This is a genomic window from Streptomyces scabichelini (genome assembly GCF_011045015.1).
In the GTDB taxonomy this organism is placed as follows: Bacteria; Actinomycetota; Actinomycetes; order Streptomycetales; family Streptomycetaceae; genus Streptomyces; species Streptomyces scabichelini.
The window spans coordinates 25,023-41,374 of record NZ_JAAKZY010000014.1 but is presented as its reverse complement, the minus strand read 5'-3'; the positions used below and the strand labels follow the sequence as shown (position 1 = coordinate 41,374).

Here is a 16,352-nt window from a genome sequence, read left to right as displayed (position 1 = left end):
CTTTCAGCGGCCTGTTGATTCCGAGGGGGTCAGGTTGTGGGAGCGGGACCTGGCGGCAGGTGGACCGTCATGATCAGGTGGCAGGTTTCGGTGCCCGAGCCGCGGTAGGTGTGCGGGGTGTCGCCGTCGAAGGTGGCGGTCTGTCCGGCTTCCAGGGTGTGCTCGGTGCCGTCGACGACCAGGGTCATCCGGCCGGAGGTGACGCTGACGGTTTCCACGACGCCGGCCTGGTGGGGGTGGCTGGGGTATTCCTCGCCCGGCTCCAGTTGCCAGCGCCAGACCTCGACAGGGGCCGGGCCCGAGGTGGTCAGCATGAGCCGGGCCTCACTCCCCCGTTCTCCGGTCCACAGCGGTGCCACGGCGTCGGCGGCCACGACGCGGACGCGGCCTTCGGGCGGTCCCTGCATCAGGTCGGAGACCGAGATGCCGAGGGTGTCGGCCAGTCGGACCAGGGTGGTCAGGTTGGGGTTGCCCTGGGCTTTCTCCAGGGCGACCAGGGCTCCCTTGCTGACCTGGGAGCGTCTGCTGAGTTCCTCCAGGGACAGGCCGGCCCGGGTGCGGGCCGCCCGCACGTTGTGCGCGACCGTCCGCAGGGCCCCGGCTGTCTCGACCATCTGATCTCCATCCTCGCCACTGACCATCACAGTGCACCGCGCGGTCGTTCGGTTGACACGGAACGGTCGTTACGTTGTACGGTGCGGTCGTTCGAATGATAGTAAGGGATTAAGGGATGTGCCGTGATCGCTCTGCTGCTGGCCCTGGGCAGCTCACTCGCCTATGGATGCGCCGATTTCCTCGGCGGCCTCGGCGCCCGTAAGGCTCATGTGCTGCGTACGGTGATGATCGCGGCCCCGGCGTCTCTCGTGGTCGAGCTGTTGCTGTGGCCGGTGCTCGGTGCTTCGTTCAGCGTCGGCGCCCTTGGCTGGGGTGCCGCGTCCGGGGTCGCCTCCGCCGCCGCGTTCGTCCTGCTGTATCGCACGCTGGCGATCGGTCCGATGAACGTGCTGTCGCCGGTGACCGCGCTGGTGTCCGCCGCTCTGCCTGTCGGGGTGGGCCTGTTGCAGGGCGAGCACCTGGCCGTTGCGGGCATGGTGGGTCTGCCGCTCGCGCTGGTGGCGGTCGTGCTGGTCAGCGCAGGACACGGCGCAGGGTCGGCGCGCCCCTCCCGTACGGCGCTGCTGCTGGCTTTCGGCGCGGGCGCCGCCATCGCCCTCCAGCTGGTCTTCCTGCACCAGACGCCGTCCGACAGCGGGGTGGCGCCGCTGATCGTGGGCCGGGCGGTCTCCTCGGCCGTCACCCTGGCCGCGGCGGGGGTGATGTATCGCAGGCTGGGCTCGGAGCGGCCCGCGTACGCGATGTCCGCAGCCGCGGGTGTGCTGGATTCCGTGGCGAACCTGCTGTTCCTGCTCGCCGCCCGCAGCGGGGACCTCGCCGTCGTCGCCGTGATCGTCGCCCTTTATCCGGCCGGCACGGTCCTGCTCGCCCGCGGCGTGCTCGCCGAACGCGTCCGGCGTGGCCAGCTCGTCGGCCTGGGCACCGCCGCCGTCGCCGTCAGTCTCCTCGCCCTGACCTGAGCAGCCCCGCAGCCCCGCAGCCCCGCAGCCCAAGCAAGCCCACCCCGCAGCCGACGACGCAAGGAGACGAGCATGCTCATCCAGCCCTGGGACGCCGGCCTGGACGAAGCCGAATGGCAAGCCTGGATCGCCGAAGGCCACGACTTCGGACAGCTCAGCGTCAACGGCCTGCCCGGCCACCCGCCCATGACCGTGCCCACTCACTTCACGAGCGACGGCGACCATCTCCTGATCCACCTCGCCCGGCCCAACCCGGTCTGGAAGGCGATCGAGCACGACGCGAACGTCGTCTTCACCGTCATCGGTGACTACGCCTTCGTCCCCGGCCCCTGGCGCGCCCAAGCCGACACTCCGCCTACCGACGGCGTCCCCACCAGCTACTACACAGCCGTCCAGTTCACCTGTCGCGCCCATATCGTCGACGACCCCGAGGCCAAGGCCGAGCTGCTGCGCCGCCAGCTCGCCCACTTCCAGCCCGACGGTGACCACGCTCCCGTCGCCGTCGACCAGCCGCCCTACGGCCGGATGCTGCCCGGCATCCGTGGCCTGCGCCTCGAAGTCGCCGACGTACAGGCCAAGTTCAAGTACGACGACCACAAGCCCGTCGAGCACCGCACCACCGTCGCCGACCACCTCACCGCACGCGGCCAGGGCCTCGACGCGCCCGCCGCACGCCAGCAGCGCCGCCGCCGGGACCGCATCGGCCCCTGGAAACCCTGACCCCCACCCCGACCGCCCCGCACGCATTCACTCACTCACTGACGCACGCACGCACGCACGCACGCAGGAAACGGAAACCCGCCCATGCCCGCCTTCCGCCTCACCCCCGCCGTCGCGGACGCCTTCCCCGACACTCTGATCGCCCTGGTCACCGCCACCGGCCTGCGCAGCCGCGAACCCTGGCCCCACACCACCGCAGCCCTGGAGGACCTGGAGCAACAACTCGCCGACGGCACCTGGCACCCCGCCGACGAGACCGACCCCCGCATCGAGGCCTGGCACACCGCCTACCGCTCGTTCGGCACCAACCCCCGCCGTATCCGCCCCAGCGTCGACGCGCTCGGCCGCCGCCTCGCCAAGAAGGGCACCCTGCCGCGCATCAATGCGGCCGTCGACTCCTACAACGCCGTCTCCGTACGGCACGCCCTGCCCGCCGGCGCCTTCGACCTGGACCACGTCACCGGCGACGTCGACATCCGCCACGCGGACGGCACCGAGTCCTTCACCCCGCTCGGCGAACCCGACACCGTCGAGAACCCCAAGCCCGGCGAGATCATCTACGCGGACGCCACCGGCGTCCTGACCCGCCACTGGAACCACCGCGACGCCCACCGCACCCGCGTCACCGAGGACTCCACCCACGTCACCTTCGTCCTCGAAACCCTCCACGCCACCCGCGACGGCGACCTCCTCAAGGTCGCAGCGGAGGAACTCCAGGGCCTGCTCGCCCCGCACACCGCACAGACGACCGTGCACTACCTCAGCCCGGCACAACCCCAGGCAAGCGCCTGAGACCACCACCCGAACCGGGCCAACCGGGCTGCGACGGGGAGGGGCCTGGGACAGCGGGAACCTCAGCTGTCGAGTGCCTTGAGCGCCGCCGCGATGGAATCGGCGATCGGTGTGGTCGGACGGCCGATGAGGCGTGAGAGATCGCCGGTGAGGACGGCCAACTCGCCCTTCTCGATGGACGCGTCCACGCCGACGAGGGTGGCGACGAAGGGGCCGGGCACGCCCGCGTCGGCGAGGACGCCGCTGAGAGTGTCGACGGAGACAGGCGTGTAGGCGATCTCCCTGCCGGTCTGCCTGCCGATCTCGGCCGCGAACTCGGCAAGGCTCCACGCCTCGTCGCCGCCCAGCTCGTACGTCTTGTTCTCGTGCCCCTCACCGGTCAGTACCTCGGCGGCGGCGTAGTCGGCGCGACTGGCGGAGGCGATCCGGCCCTCTCCCGCGGCCCGCAGCACGGCACCGTGCGCCAGGATCTGGGCGAGCTGCTGTGTCTCGTTCTCGTGGTACCAATAATTGCCCAGCACCACATAAGGAACGCCGGAGTCCTGGATGACCTGCTCGGTGGCGCGGAGGTCGTCGGCGAGGGAAGCCTTGAGGGTGGCGGCGGTGCTGGTGAAGGCGAGGAGCGCCACATCGGCCGCCTTGGCGGCGTCCACGACGACCTTGTGCTGGGCGACACGGTCCTTGTCCGTCTCGCTGCTGGAGATCAGCAGCACCTTGTCGCCGGCGGAGAACAGACCGTCGAAGGTCTCGGGAGCGTTGTAGTCGGCGACCGCGATCCGCACGCCGCGCGCCGCGAGGTCGGCGGCCTTCTCCCTGTTCCGCACGACGGCCGTGACCCGATCGACCGGAACCTTCTCCAGCAGCTCCTCGATGACAAGACGGCCGACGTGTCCGGTGGCGCCGGTGACGATGATGGACCCACTGCTACGCGTCACCGGCGCCCCGATTCCCGAGCCGCTGCCCGGGGCCCGGGGAAGGCGTCGTCTACCAGGAGGCCAGTGAGCCGTCCGTGTTGCGCCAGACCGGGTTGCGCCAGCGGTGGCCGCGTTCGGCGGCGGCGCGGACCGCGTCCTCGTCGATGGTGATGCCGAGTCCGGGCGCGGTGGGGCGGTCGATGTAGCCGTCGCGGAACGTGAAGGGCGTGGTGTCGGCGAGGTAGTCCAGCAGCCCGCTGCTGTCGCCGTAGCCGATGCCCAGCGCCTGTTCCTGGATGAGGAAGTTGGGGATCGCGAAGTCGAGTTGGAGGCTGGCCGCGAGGGCGATCGGGCCGAGCGGGCAGTGCGGGGCCACCACGACGTCGTAGGCCTCGGCCATCGCGGCGATCCGGCGGCTCTCGGAGATGCCTCCGGCGTGGCTGATGTCGGGCTGGGCCACGGCGATGCCGTCGGAGAGCACCGAGCGGAAGTCCCAGCGGGAGTAGAGCCGTTCGCCGGTGGCTATGGGGATGGAGGTGGAGCGCACCACGGCGCCGAGGTCCTGGGAGAACTCCGGCAGCACCGGCTCCTCGACGAACATCGGCAGCAGGGGCTCGAGCAGGGGCAGTACGCGGCGGGACATCGCCCCGCTGAACCGGCCGTGGAAGTCGAGTGCCAGATCGCGCTCCGGGCCGATGGCTTCGCGGACCGCACTCACCCCGTCCACGATGGCGTTGATCGCGGCGGGCGTGGCGAGTGGCTCCAACTGGCCGCAGGGGTTGAGCTTGACCGCCGTCATACCCTTGGCGACCTGCGCGGCTGCCGACTCACCCAGTTCCTCGAGGGTCTCCCCTCCGACCCAGCCGTAGACGCGTACCCGGTCGCGGACGTGGCCGCCGAGCAGCTGATACACCGGCACACCGTGGGTCTTGCCCGCGATGTCCCACAGGGCCTGGTCGATGCCGGCCAAGGCGCTGTTGAGTACGACGCCTCCACGGTAGAAACCGCTCTTGGCCAGCACCTGCCAGTGCTCCTCGATACGGGCCGGGTCCTGCCCCAGGAGATAGTCGAACATCTCCTCGACGCACTTGGCGACCGTGTGGGCCTTGCCCTCGACGATGGGCTCTCCCCAGCCGGAGATGCCCTCGTCGGTGTCGACGCGCAGGAAGAGCCAGCGCGGTTCGACGAGGAAAAGCTCGTATCCAGTGATCTTCATGCGGTGGATCTCCGGTCCTGTGAGGAAGGGGTTGCTGTGCAGGACGCCCGCAGGCGCGGCCCACCGGGATGCGGAGGCCGGTCATGCCTGTCTGGAGCGGGCAGGGGTCAGGTCTGGAACGGGCGAGGGCGGTCTACTCCTGGGAGCTGATGCTGCGGCCACCGTCCACGAGCAGGTTCTGGCCGGTGACGAAGGAGGCGTCCTCGGAGGCGAGGAAGGCGACGGCGGCGGCGATGTCCTCGGGGGTGCCGAGCCGGCCGACGGGGGTGCGTGCCATGGTCTGCGCCTTGTACTCCATGGGCACCTCGGCCCACAGGGCGGTGGCCACGGCTCCGGGCAGGACGGCGTTGAACCTGATCTGCCCGGCGTACTCGACGGCGAGCTGGCGTACGAGGGCGTCGATCCCGCCCTTGGCCGCCGCGTACGCGGGGAAGCCCTTGAAGCCGATGACCGCGTGTACGGAGGAGGTGATCACCACCGCGCCCCCGGCCGTCCTGAGCAGGGGCACGGCGGCCCGGACACCGTAGAAGACGGAGTCGAGGCAGAGCCGCAGCTGATCGTGCCAGCCGGCGTCGTCCAGTTCGTGTGCGGCTCCGGGCAGGTTCTGGCCGGCGTTGAGGTGGAGTACGTCGAGGCGCCCGGTCCAGGACTCGGCCTCGGCGACGGCCGCGCCCCACTCACTCGGTGAGGTGACGTCGAGGCGCAGGTCCCGCGCCCGGCCTCCCGCGGTGCGGATCTCCTCGGCGACGCGATGGGCGCCCTTGGCATCCACGTCGGTGACGAGGACCGACGCTCCCTCCGCCGCCAGCCGACGGGCGGTGGCCGCCCCGATGCCGGAGGCGGCCGCGGTGAGCAGGGCCGTACGGCCGGTGAAACGCGCCGGTGCGGCGGCGACGGTCATGGCGTTTCTCCTGGTCCTGCCGGTCTGGTCGTGGAGCCGCGCAGCATCAGCCGCGGCTCGGTCGGTACGACGACGTCTCCCACCGGCGCACCCTCGATGGTGGCCACCAGGGCGTCCACGGCCGCGGTTCCCAGCTCGTACAGGGGCATCGCCACGGTGGTCAGCGGGGGATGGAGGTGCGCCGCCACGGGCAGGTCGTCATTGCCGACCACGGAGACGTCCTCCGGAATCCTCAGGCCGAGCTGCCGGATCGCGGCCATGGCACCGATCGCCTGGGCGAGCGAGCTGGTGTAGAGGGCGGTGACCGGCGGGCGCTCGCCACCGTCGGTGGGGCGCAGCAGTTCCCGCGCCGCGAAGCCGCCGCCGTCCTCGGTGAACTCCCCGGAGGCGACCGGAGCCGCATCCAGCCCGAGTGCTTCGGCGTGGCGCAGGAACGCCTCCTTGCGGACCTCGCTGGGCGTTATCCCGGGCGGACCCGCGATGTGGCCGACCGCGCGGTGTCCGAGGCCGTGCAGGTGGTCGAGTGCGGTCACACTGGAGCGGGCGACGTCCATGGTGACGCTGCGGCCGGATCCCGGCACGGCGCGGTTGAGGAAGACGTGCGGGACAGGGCTGCGGCTCAGGGTGTCCAGCAGGGGGTGGCCGGGGCGGGCCGAGGCGATGAGCAGCCCGTCGACCCTGCCCTCCTGCACCAGGTCGTTGAACGACTCGTCGGCTTCCTGCCCGTCGAAGTCCTCGGCCAGCAGGGAGAGATAGCCGAGCTGACGGGCGCGCTGGTAGGCGCCTCGGGCGATGGTGACGTACGTGGGGTTGCCGAGGGCGGGGACCAGCAGGGCCAGTACGTGCGTGCTGGCGCCGGCCAGCGCACGGGCCCCGGAATGCGGCCGGTAGCCGAGTGCCTCGGCTGCCTCCAGGACGCGTTGGCGCGTCTCCGGCCGCACGGACAGGTCCTGACGGCCGTTGAGCAGCTTGGACACGGTGGCCTTGGAGACTCCGGCCCTCTCCGCCACGTCCACCAGCCTCGCCCTGACGGGCTGTTCCGGCACGTGGGTCCCCCTCTCCGGTGGGCGCCAGGGGCCGCTCGGCGTGTGCGGCGGTGGCGCATTCTGTTCTCTTAACAGCCTCTTGACATCGTCTGGCGCTGCAACTTAACGTTCGCCGAAGTTCGAGTCAACCGGTTTCCCCAGCAGGAAATAGACGACATCTCTGGGCAGAGCCACAGAAACCGGTCCATGTGAACGCAGCAGTGTCATCGCCGAATTCCAGCCATGGATGGGGTGCGCCACGAGGCGCCCCGGGAGGGTCACCGCGGACGCGACCACCGTCGCCGTCGCGGCCGGACGAGGCGGTACCGACACACATGCACGACACGACACACATGCACGACAGCCGTGTGCGCGCCCGGTCCGGGACCTCTCGCGCCATGGCTGAGTGAGCCCGACGCTTCCCGCCCGGTCCGTCCCCACGCCGGTGTTCCTTTGCCGCTCCTCTTGCCGCTTCCCCCGGCGGCAGCTCCGCATGCCCGATACGTCCCGTACGAAAGGCTGTCCAGTCATGTCAGTCCCGACCACAGGGTCTCTCGACAGACGTCGTTTCCTCACCTACTCCGGTGCCGCGCTCGGCGCCGCCGCGCTGTCCGGCTGTGCCGCTTCCGTCGACGACGGCTCGGGCGGCAGCGGTTCGAAGAGCGGCAGCACGACGCTCACGGTCATGTGCGAGAAGGAGGACTTCGACATCAAGGCCGCCCAGAAGGCACTGGGCGTGAAGATCAGGTTCCTCAAGACCGACGCCACCAAACTCAACGCCATGCTGGCCGGCAAGACCCCGCCGGACCTGGTGCGCGGGCTCGGCGCTGTGGAAACCCCGTACTTCGCCGCGCGCGGCCTGATGGCCGATCTGGACCCGTACTTCGCCAAGAGCACGGTGCTCAAGCCCGCCGACCTCGACCCGGTCAACGACCTCTGGCGGTACGACGGCAGCAAGCAGGGCGCGGGCCCCCGCTACGGCATGGCCAAGGACTTCTCGCAGGACCAGATGTTCTGGTATCGCTCCGACCTGTTCGAGGCCGCGAAGCTGGACCTGCCCGGCGAGAGTGAGCCGCTGTCCTGCGACGAGTGGCTGGACCTCGGCAAGGAGCTGACGAAGCGCCGGCTCGGCAAGGTGAAGGTGTACGGCCTGAACGCCAGCGGACTCGGCTACTTCTCCCAGCTGATGGGCATGACCGCGTCGGCCGGCGGCAGCCTGTTCGCCGAGGATCTGGCCTCGGTGGACTTCTCGTCCCCCGAGGCGCGCAAGGCGCTGCAGTGGTACCTGGACTACACGAAGGCCGACATCGGCCCGAGCGTCGTCAACCCGAACCCGGACGGCTGGGACTGGCCGACCTACCAGGCGGGCCGGATGGCGATGGCCACCGACGGCTACTGGTTCGGCGGGGCGATCTCCGCCGATCCCAAGGTCGCCGATGTCTCCCGCTTCGCACCCGCTCCCCAGCTGGGCAGCAACCGCGTCAGCCCCTGCTTCGGCGCGACCGGCTTCTGGATGCCCAGGGACGCCAAGAACAAGGACGCGGCCTGGAAGTTCTTCGAGTGGTTCTTCGGCGGAGAGCCCGCCCAGGGCCGGGCCGCCGGCGGCTGGGGCATTCCCGCGCTGAAGTCGCTGCGCGCGAAGATGCCGCAGGACAAGCCGTACCAGAAGCAGGCCTTCAAGGTGCAGGAGCAGGAGCTCGCCCACTTCGAGACCCTGACCTTTACCCCGTACGCCCAGATCGCGGCCCTGGACGGGGTGATCAGCAAGGTACTGCCGGGTGCGGTCAAGTCCGGTACCTCCGCGGGCAAGGTCGCGGACGCGCTGAACAAGCAGATGAACGACCAGCTCGCCAAGGGCAAGGAGCTGGTGGGGTGACCACCGGACAGCTCACCGAGACGTCTGCCGGGCCGGGTGCCACGAGCCCGGCCGGCGCGGCGGCCGCCCGGCCGCCGCGCCGGCGCCTCTCACTGACCACGCGCAGGGCCTGGTCCTTCTATGTCTTCGCCGGTCCCTGGATGCTGGGGTTTCTGGCCCTGACGGCCTATCCGCTCGGCTACGCCCTGTGGCTGAGCTTCACCAACTCCGACGGACTGTCGAAGAACTCCCGCTTCGTGGGCCTGGACAACTACAAGGAGATCCTCACCGACTCGGAGACGCTGCACTCCATGGCCCGCACCGGGGTGTTCACCGCGATGACCGTGCCGCTGACGATCGTGGCCGGGCTGTTCCTGGCGGTCCTGGTGAACCAGCCGATACGGGGCCGCGGCCTGTTCCGCACACTGCTGTACCTGCCCGCCGTGGTGCCGCCGGTCGGCGCCGCCCTCGCCTTCAAGATGATCTTCGATCGTGACTCGGGGTCGGCCAACGGCCTTCTGGACCTCTTCAGCATCAACGCGCTCGCATGGCTGGCGGATCCCTACGCCCGCTGGGTGCTGATCGTCCTGACCCTGTGGGGCGTGGGCAACGTCATGATCATCTCTCTGGCGGGACTGCAGGACATCCCCAAGGAGCTGAACGAGGCGGCCCGGGTGGACGGCGCCAGTCCCTGGCAGTCCTTCACCAGGATCACCCTGCCGCTGCTCTCCCCCGTCATCTTCTTCCAGGTCGTCACCGGGATCATCGCCGCGCTGCAGACCTTCGCACCGCTGCTCATCTCGCTCGATCCCACACCGAAGGGCCTCGGAACGGTCCCGGAGAGCAACTACTTCATCATGATCCACGTCCTCAACCAGTACCTCGTCGACGGCCGTTACGGCTACGCCTCCGCCCTGCTGTGGGTGCTCTTCCTGATGATCGTCGCCGTCACCTTCCTCGTCTTCAAACTCAGCAAGGGCGCGGTCTTCTACTCCGTGGAGCCGGAGCGCGCGAAGACCAAGCCCCGCACGATCGGAGGCGCGTGATGGTGCTCCGCCGGCGCAGTGTCGTCTACATGCTCCTGGTCGCCTTCCTCGTTCTCATGCTCAGCCCTTTCGCCTGGCTCGTGATCACCGCCTTCAAGGACCCGTCGGAGCTGCGTGCCTTCCCCATCCACTGGTGGCCGCATCATCCGAGTCCTGGCAACTTCGTGAAGGCGCTGACCACTTGGGACTACTTCGGCTACGCCCGCAACTCCCTGACGATCGCCGTCATCTACTCGGTCCTGGCAACACTCGCCTCGGCCTGGGCCGGGTACGGTTTCGCCCGGCTCGAAGCGCCGGGAAAGCGGGTGATCTTCGGTGTGCTGCTGTCGACGATGATGCTGCCGCAGGTCATCACCCTCATCCCGACCTACCTGCTGTTCGCCAAGGTCAACCTGCTGAACACCTATATGCCGTGGGTGCTGTGGGGGCTGTGCGGCGCACCGTATCTGATCTTCCTGTTCCGGCAGTTCTTCAGCAACATGCCCAAGGAACTGGAGGAGGCGGCGATCGTCGACGGCTGCGGACAGATCCGTATCTTCTGGCGGATCTTCCTGCCCCAGTCGTGGCCGGTCATCGCCACCAGCCTGATCCTGTCCTTCAGCTGGACCTGGGGCGACTGGATCGCGCCCGCGCTGCTGCTGGACACCAGCCGCACCACCCTCGCGGTCCAGCTCACCACCGGCTACGTCAACGCGCATGGTGCCCAGCTCGGCAACCTCGTCGCGGCAGGCACCGTGATGTACGTCGTGCCCGTGCTGGTGCTCTTCCTGATCCTGCAGCGCGGCTTCGTCGCCGGGATCTCCACCTCCGGACTCAAGTGACGCCGTTCACCGACGCACCACGCCGCAAAGGAACTTCGTATGACCACCACCCAGCGTTTCGGCATGTCGTCCGCGGCGGTGAGGTCTTGACCGGGCGTCCGCCACTCACTCCGCAGCTGGGCCGAACCCGGGTCATGGCCATCCTGCGGTCGGCCGACGCGACGGGACTGCCCGCCGTGGCCCGGGCCCTCGCGGCCGGTGGCATCACCTGCCTGGAGGTCACCCTCACCACCTCGGGTGCTCTCGACGCGCTGGCCGCCATCCGGGACGAGCTCGGGCCCGATGTGGCGGTCGGCGCGGGCACGGTGATCACCACCGAGCAGGCCCGGGAAGCGCTCGCGGCCGGGGCCGAGTTCCTGGTGGCCCCGGCCGTGGACACCGACGTGATCCGCGACGCCGCCGGCCGGGGCATCCCGTTCTACCCGGGCGCCTGGACACCCACCGAGGTGTCCACCGCCTGGCGGGCGGGTGCCGCCGCCGTCAAGCTCTTCCCCGCGAGCACCGGCGGCCCCGCCCATCTGCGACAGCTGCGGGCGCCGCTGCCGGACATCCCGCTCGTCGCCGTCGGCGGAGTCGGCCTCGACCAGGCCCGCGACTACCTCGACGCGGGCGCCCTCGCCGTCGGCATCGGCTCCCCGCTGCTGCGCGGAGCGGACCGGAACCCGGCACCGGAGACCCTGGACGCCCTCACGGCGAGGTCGCGCACGCTGCTCGACTCGATCCGGGCCACATCCAGTCATCAGGAGATCGGCCCGTGAACGACCCTTCCCAGCAACGCTACTTGGTGACCGTCGGCGAGGTCCTCGCGGTCCTGGCGGCGTCGGACACCGGCCCCCTGGCCGTGGGCTCCGACCTGCGTCTCGGGCTCGCCGGAGCCGAGTCGAACGTCGCCGTGGGCGTCAGCCGGCTCGGCGGGTCCGCCACCTGGATCGGCCGTGTCAGCGACGACGCACTCGGGAACCTCATCCTCCGCGAGCTGCGCGCCGAGGGCGTCACCACGGTCGCCGCACGCGACCGGGCCCCCACCTCACTGTTGCTGCGCGAACGCCGTACGGCCACGCACAGCCGTACGCGCTACTACCGCACCCACACGGCGGGTGCCCGGCTGTCCGCCGACGACATCCCCGAGGACCTCGTCGCCGGCGCGGCGGTCCTGCACATCACCGGGATCACCCCGGCGCTGGGCGAAGGTCCGGCCGGTGCCGTCACCCGGGCGGTGGACATCGCCGTCGACGCCGGCGTACCGGTCTCACTGGACATCAACTTCCGGTCGCTGCTGTGGAACGAGCGGGAGGCCAGGTGCACGCTGCTGCCGCTGCTGCGCAGAAGCGACCTGGTCTTCGCGGGACCGCACGAGGCCCGTCTCATGGTGCCGGACGCCGACGGCCCGGAGGAACTCGCCAAGCGCATCTGCGAACTCGGCCCCGCCGGAGCCGTCATCAAGCTGGGCGCCGAGGGCGCGTACGCCCTCCTCGACGGCCGGGAACACCGGCAGCCCGCCGTGCCCGTCACCCTGCACGACTCCGTGGGCGCGGGAGACGCGTTCGCCGCCGGATACCTCGCCGAACTGCTCGCGGGCGAACGGCCGGAGAAGCGCCTGCGGACGGCGGCCCTGCTCGGCGCCTTCGCCGTCAGCACCACCGGCGACTGGGAAGGCCTGCCCAGGCGGGGCGAACTGGATCTGCTGGACCACTACGACGACATCGTGCGCTGAGCCCTTCCCGGCACCGCATCCGCGCGAGTACCCACCCGCTCAAGGAACTTCCAGGGACCACCCATGCCCACGCCTTCCTCCACCGATGAGGTCGCTGTCCTCACCGGCGCCTACACACCCGACTCCGGCGGGGACGGTGCCGGGATCGCCGCCCTGAGACTCGCCCCGGCCACCGGCCACCTTGCGGACGACACGGGAGTGCCGCCGCTGCCCGTCAGCGGCGCGTCCTTCCTGGCGGCGCATCCCTCGCTCGACGTCGTCTACAGCACGAACGAGACCGATCCGGGCACCGTCAGCGCCCTGGTCCGGCACGGCGGCGGTCAACTGTCCCCGTTGGGCGGCCCGTTGAGCAGCGGCGGCGCCAACCCGTGCCACCTCACCGTCCACCCGGACGGGGGCTGGCTACTGACCGCGAACTACGGCAGCGACACGGCGCCCGGCAGCGTGGCCGTGCACCGCCTCGACGCGGACGGACGTCCGGTGGAGCTGACCGACGTCGCCGTCCACGAAGGGGCGGGCCCGGTCGCCGGACGGCAGGAGGGCAGCCACGCCCACCAGGTGCTCGTCGACCCGGCGGGCCGTTACGTCCTCGCCACCGACCTGGGCGCCGACGCGGTCTTCACCTACCGGCTCGACACCCGCGCCGGAACCCTGGAGCGGACGGCGGTGAACCAGCTGCGCCCCGGCTCCGGTCCTCGCCACCTCACCTTCGCCCCCGGCGGTGAGCTGGTGTTCAGCGCGGACGAACTGTCCTCGACGGTCACCTGCCACCGGTACGACGCCGGTACGGGCACCCTGACGCGTCTCTCCTCACTGCCCGCCACGGCGGTCCGGAACGTCACTAACCAGCCGGGCGGCATCGTCGCCTCGCCCTGCGGCCGCTTCGTGTGGGTGACCAACCGGGGCGCGGACACGGTGGCCGCGTTCCGGGTCACCGGCACAGCACTGGAACCGATCGACGAGATACCAGCCGGCGGTACCTGGCCGCGCGGCCTGACCTACGCGCACGATCATCTGCTGGTGGCCAACCAGCACAGCGGGACGCTCGTCGCGCTGCGTGTCCTGGACGACGGGGCGCTGCGGCAGGCGGGCCCGGCGATGTCCGTTCCGTCGGTGGTCTGCGCGCTCGCCCTCTGAACACCCACTTCGCCCTGAACACCTCGTCCGCCATCGCCGGACGGCCTGAGAACAGCCAACGATCAAGAAAGTAGGGCAGTCATGTCGCGCCCCACCATCCCCGCACGCTTCACCCTCGACCCGGCGTTCGGCATCGGCACCGTCCACCCCCGGCTGTACGGATCTTTTGTCGAGCACCTGGGCCGCTGCGTCTACACCGGCATCTACGAACCCGGCCACCCGCAGGCCGACACCGACGGCCTGCGCCGGGACGTTCTGGAGCTGATCCGGGAACTGGGCGTCACCACCGTGCGCTACCCGGGCGGCAACTTCGTCTCCGGTTACCGCTGGGAGGACTCCGTGGGACCGCGCGAGGAGCGCCCGGTCCGGCTGGACCTCGCCTGGAATTCCACCGAGACCAACGAGTTCGGCCTCGGGGAGTTCATGGACTTCTGCGCCAAGACCGGCATGGAACCCATGATGGCCGTCAACCTCGGCACCCGCGGGGTGGAGGACGCCCTGCGACTGCTGGAGTACAGCAACCACCCGGGCGGCACCGAGCTGTCCGACCGCCGTGCCGCCCACGGCGCCAAGGAGCCGTACGGCATCAAGATGTGGTGCCTGGGCAACGAGATGGACGGGCCCTGGCAGATCGGACACAAGACGGCCGAGGAGTACGGGCGTCTCGCCGCCGAGACCGCCCGCGCCATGAAGATGATCGAGCCCGACCTGGAGCTGGTGGCCTGCGGCAGCTCCGGCTCCGGGATCGCCACCTTCGCCGCCTGGGAAGCCACGGTCCTGGAGGCCGCCTACGACAATGTCGACCACGTCTCCCTGCACGCCTACTACGAGGAGATCGACGGAGACCGGGACTCCTTCCTGGCGTCCGCCGTCGACATGGAGCACTTCATCGAGTCGGTGGTCGCCACCTGCGACCACGTCCGCGCCCGGCTGAAGGCGACCAAGCGCATCAACCTCTCCTTCGACGAGTGGAACGTCTGGTACCAGAAGCGGCCCAACCCGCACGCCGTGGACGACTGGCAGCAGGCCCCGCGTCTCCTGGAGGACGTCTACACCGTCACCGACGCCGTGGTGTTCGGCTCGATGCTCATCGCGCTGCTCCGGCACGCCGACCGGGTGACCGCCGCCTCCCTGGCCCAACTCGTCAACGTCATCGCGCCGATCATGACCGAGCCGGGCGGCCCCGCCTGGCGGCAGACCACCTTCTTCCCCTTCGCCCAGGCGTCGACGTACGGGCGCGGCCGGGTGCTGCGCGTCGACGTGGACAGCCCCACGTACCCCACCGCCCGCTTCGGTGACGTACCACTGCTGCACGCCACCGCCGTCATGGACGACGAGAGCGGCGACATCACCGTCTTCGCGGTCAACCGCAGCCAGACAGATGCTCTGCCCCTGGAGATCGACCTGCGCGGCATCGGCGCCCACACCGTGGCGGAGCACCTGGTCCTGGCCGACAGCGACCCGGAGGCCGTCAACACCGCGGACCGGCCCGACCGGGTCACCACGCACCCCGCCACCGGCACGACCGTCACCGACGGCGGCGTCCTCCACGCCGAACTCGAACCGCTCTCCTGGAACATGATCCGGCTGACGAACCGACAGGACTGAGCACTCGGACGAATCAGTGCGGCACCACTACACCCTCACACCTGGGAAGAACCGATGACGACCGTTGCCCGACCCCTGTTCCGAGACCCCATGCACGACGGCGCGACCGACCCCACTGTCATCTGGAACCGGCAGGCCGGCGAGTGGTGGATGTTCTACACGAGCCGGCGCGCCGACGCGCCGCCGATGAACGACGTGAGCTGGATACACGGGACCGACATCGGGATCGCGTCCTCCGCGGACGGCGGTGCCGACTGGCTGTACCGGGGAATCGCCGAGGGGCTGGACATCGAGCCCGGGCGGCATACCTACTGGGCGCCCGAGATCGTCGACGACGGCACCGAGTACCACATGTTCGTCAGCGTGATCCGCGGTGTTCCGACCCGGTGGGAGGGCCATGCACGCGTGATCCGTCACTACACGAGCCATGACCTCTTCTCCTGGACCTACCGTTCCACCTTGTCGCTCTCCTCCGAGCGAGTGATCGACGCCTGCGTCCTGCGGCTCCCCACAGGGGGCTACCGCATGTGGTACAAGGACGAGGCCGATCACGCGCACACCTACGCGGCGGACAGCGACGATCTGGCGCGGTGGACCGTCCGGGGGCCCGCCGTCGAGTGCTCGAAGCACGAAGGCCCGAACGTCTTCGAGCTCGGCGGCAGTTACTGGATGCTCATCGACGAATGGCATGGACAGCGGGTTCTTCACTCACGGGACCTGGAGACATGGGAACCGCGAGGACTCATCCTCGATCGTCCCGGCAAGGGCCCGGACGACGGGGGGTACGGCTACCACGCCGATGTCGTCACCAGCGAACTCGGCGCGTTCGTCTTCTATTTCTCGCACCCCAGGCGGTCCGGCGACGCCCCCGCACCGGACAACGACCACGACGGCCGCCGGAGCTCGATCCAGGTGGCCCGCCTGCGGGTGAGCGGAGACACCCTCGTGTGCGACCGCGACGAAATCCTTGAGGCCCCCATCCTCCCTCTCGCAGGGCCGAAGCGTTCGAACTAAGGAAACAAGCACCCC

At 70.0% G+C, this 16,352-nt stretch carries 16 protein-coding genes; 11 read left to right on the top strand and 5 right to left on the bottom strand.

Features of this window, described 5'->3' with window-relative positions:
- Positions 1-29: 29 nt before the first annotated feature.
- Complete coding sequence (locus G5C60_RS06820; RefSeq protein ID WP_165255672.1) at positions 30-614, bottom strand: helix-turn-helix domain-containing protein; 585 nt, start codon at positions 612-614, stop codon at positions 30-32.
- 123 nt (positions 615-737) lie between these two features.
- Here G5C60_RS06820 and G5C60_RS06815 point away from each other — a divergent pair, with 123 nt between their 5' ends.
- The 3 genes from G5C60_RS06815 to G5C60_RS06805 all read left to right on the top strand — a co-directional run bounded on the left by G5C60_RS06815 (position 738) and on the right by G5C60_RS06805 (position 3,086).
- On the top strand, positions 738-1,574 hold the full coding sequence (locus tag G5C60_RS06815; RefSeq protein ID WP_165255669.1) for an EamA family transporter: 837 nt from the start codon (positions 738-740) through the stop codon (positions 1,572-1,574).
- A 72-nt stretch (positions 1,575-1,646) separates the two neighbouring features.
- Complete coding sequence (locus tag G5C60_RS06810; RefSeq protein ID WP_165255667.1) at positions 1,647-2,294, top strand: FMN-binding negative transcriptional regulator; 648 nt, start codon at positions 1,647-1,649, stop codon at positions 2,292-2,294.
- An 84-nt stretch (positions 2,295-2,378) separates the two neighbouring features.
- On the top strand, positions 2,379-3,086 hold the full coding sequence (locus G5C60_RS06805; RefSeq protein ID WP_165255665.1) for a B3/B4 domain-containing protein: 708 nt from the start codon (positions 2,379-2,381) through the stop codon (positions 3,084-3,086).
- A gap of 62 nt (positions 3,087-3,148) precedes the next feature.
- On the opposite strand, the gene G5C60_RS06800 is transcribed toward G5C60_RS06805, so the two are convergent.
- The 4 genes from G5C60_RS06800 to G5C60_RS06785 all read right to left on the bottom strand — a co-directional run bounded on the left by G5C60_RS06800 (position 3,149) and on the right by G5C60_RS06785 (position 7,163).
- Positions 3,149-4,021 (bottom strand): NAD(P)H-binding protein, encoded by an 873-nt coding sequence (locus tag G5C60_RS06800; protein ID WP_165255662.1) that lies wholly within the window; start codon positions 4,019-4,021, stop codon positions 3,149-3,151.
- A gap of 49 nt (positions 4,022-4,070) precedes the next feature.
- Positions 4,071-5,216 (bottom strand): galactonate dehydratase, encoded by a 1,146-nt coding sequence (dgoD, locus tag G5C60_RS06795; protein ID WP_165255659.1) that lies wholly within the window; start codon positions 5,214-5,216, stop codon positions 4,071-4,073.
- Between the two features lie 133 nt (positions 5,217-5,349).
- Positions 5,350-6,117 (bottom strand): SDR family NAD(P)-dependent oxidoreductase, encoded by a 768-nt coding sequence (locus tag G5C60_RS06790; RefSeq protein ID WP_165255656.1) that lies wholly within the window; start codon positions 6,115-6,117, stop codon positions 5,350-5,352.
- A complete protein-coding gene (locus G5C60_RS06785) occupies positions 6,114-7,163 on the bottom strand; it encodes a substrate-binding domain-containing protein (protein WP_165255654.1) in 1,050 nt (349 codons plus the stop codon). The genes G5C60_RS06790 and G5C60_RS06785 overlap by 4 nt, the downstream gene beginning before the upstream one ends.
- Before the next feature lie 508 nt (positions 7,164-7,671).
- On the opposite strand from G5C60_RS06785, the gene G5C60_RS06780 reads away from it, so the two are divergent.
- The 8 genes from G5C60_RS06780 to G5C60_RS06745 all read left to right on the top strand — a co-directional run bounded on the left by G5C60_RS06780 (position 7,672) and on the right by G5C60_RS06745 (position 16,337).
- Complete coding sequence (locus G5C60_RS06780) at positions 7,672-9,018, top strand: extracellular solute-binding protein (RefSeq protein WP_165255651.1); 1,347 nt, start codon at positions 7,672-7,674, stop codon at positions 9,016-9,018.
- Positions 9,015-10,043 carry an ABC transporter permease subunit gene (locus G5C60_RS06775; protein ID WP_165255649.1) on the top strand — a complete coding sequence of 343 codons (1,029 nt, stop codon included), beginning with the start codon at positions 9,015-9,017 and terminating at the stop codon, positions 10,041-10,043. The genes G5C60_RS06780 and G5C60_RS06775 overlap by 4 nt, the downstream gene beginning before the upstream one ends.
- On the top strand, positions 10,043-10,864 hold the full coding sequence (locus G5C60_RS06770; RefSeq protein ID WP_165255646.1) for a carbohydrate ABC transporter permease: 822 nt from the start codon (positions 10,043-10,045) through the stop codon (positions 10,862-10,864). The genes G5C60_RS06775 and G5C60_RS06770 overlap by 1 nt, the downstream gene beginning before the upstream one ends.
- A gap of 86 nt (positions 10,865-10,950) precedes the next feature.
- On the top strand, positions 10,951-11,622 hold the full coding sequence (locus G5C60_RS06765) for a bifunctional 4-hydroxy-2-oxoglutarate aldolase/2-dehydro-3-deoxy-phosphogluconate aldolase (RefSeq protein WP_165255644.1): 672 nt from the start codon (positions 10,951-10,953) through the stop codon (positions 11,620-11,622).
- Positions 11,619-12,578, top strand: coding sequence for a PfkB family carbohydrate kinase (locus tag G5C60_RS06760; protein WP_165255642.1), 960 nt, complete (start codon positions 11,619-11,621; stop codon positions 12,576-12,578). Before G5C60_RS06765 ends, G5C60_RS06760 begins: the two co-directional genes overlap by 4 nt.
- A 63-nt stretch (positions 12,579-12,641) precedes the next feature.
- The gene (locus G5C60_RS06755) at positions 12,642-13,715 is read left to right on the top strand and encodes a lactonase family protein (RefSeq protein WP_165255640.1); all 1,074 of its coding nucleotides are present in this window, start codon (positions 12,642-12,644) and stop codon (positions 13,713-13,715) included.
- Between the two features lie 81 nt (positions 13,716-13,796).
- A complete protein-coding gene (gene arfA, locus G5C60_RS06750) occupies positions 13,797-15,323 on the top strand; it encodes an arabinosylfuranosidase ArfA (RefSeq protein ID WP_165255637.1) in 1,527 nt (508 codons plus the stop codon).
- 54 nt (positions 15,324-15,377) lie between these two features.
- Positions 15,378-16,337 (top strand): glycoside hydrolase family protein, encoded by a 960-nt coding sequence (locus G5C60_RS06745; protein ID WP_165255635.1) that lies wholly within the window; start codon positions 15,378-15,380, stop codon positions 16,335-16,337.
- The last annotated feature ends 15 nt before the right edge of the window (positions 16,338-16,352 follow it).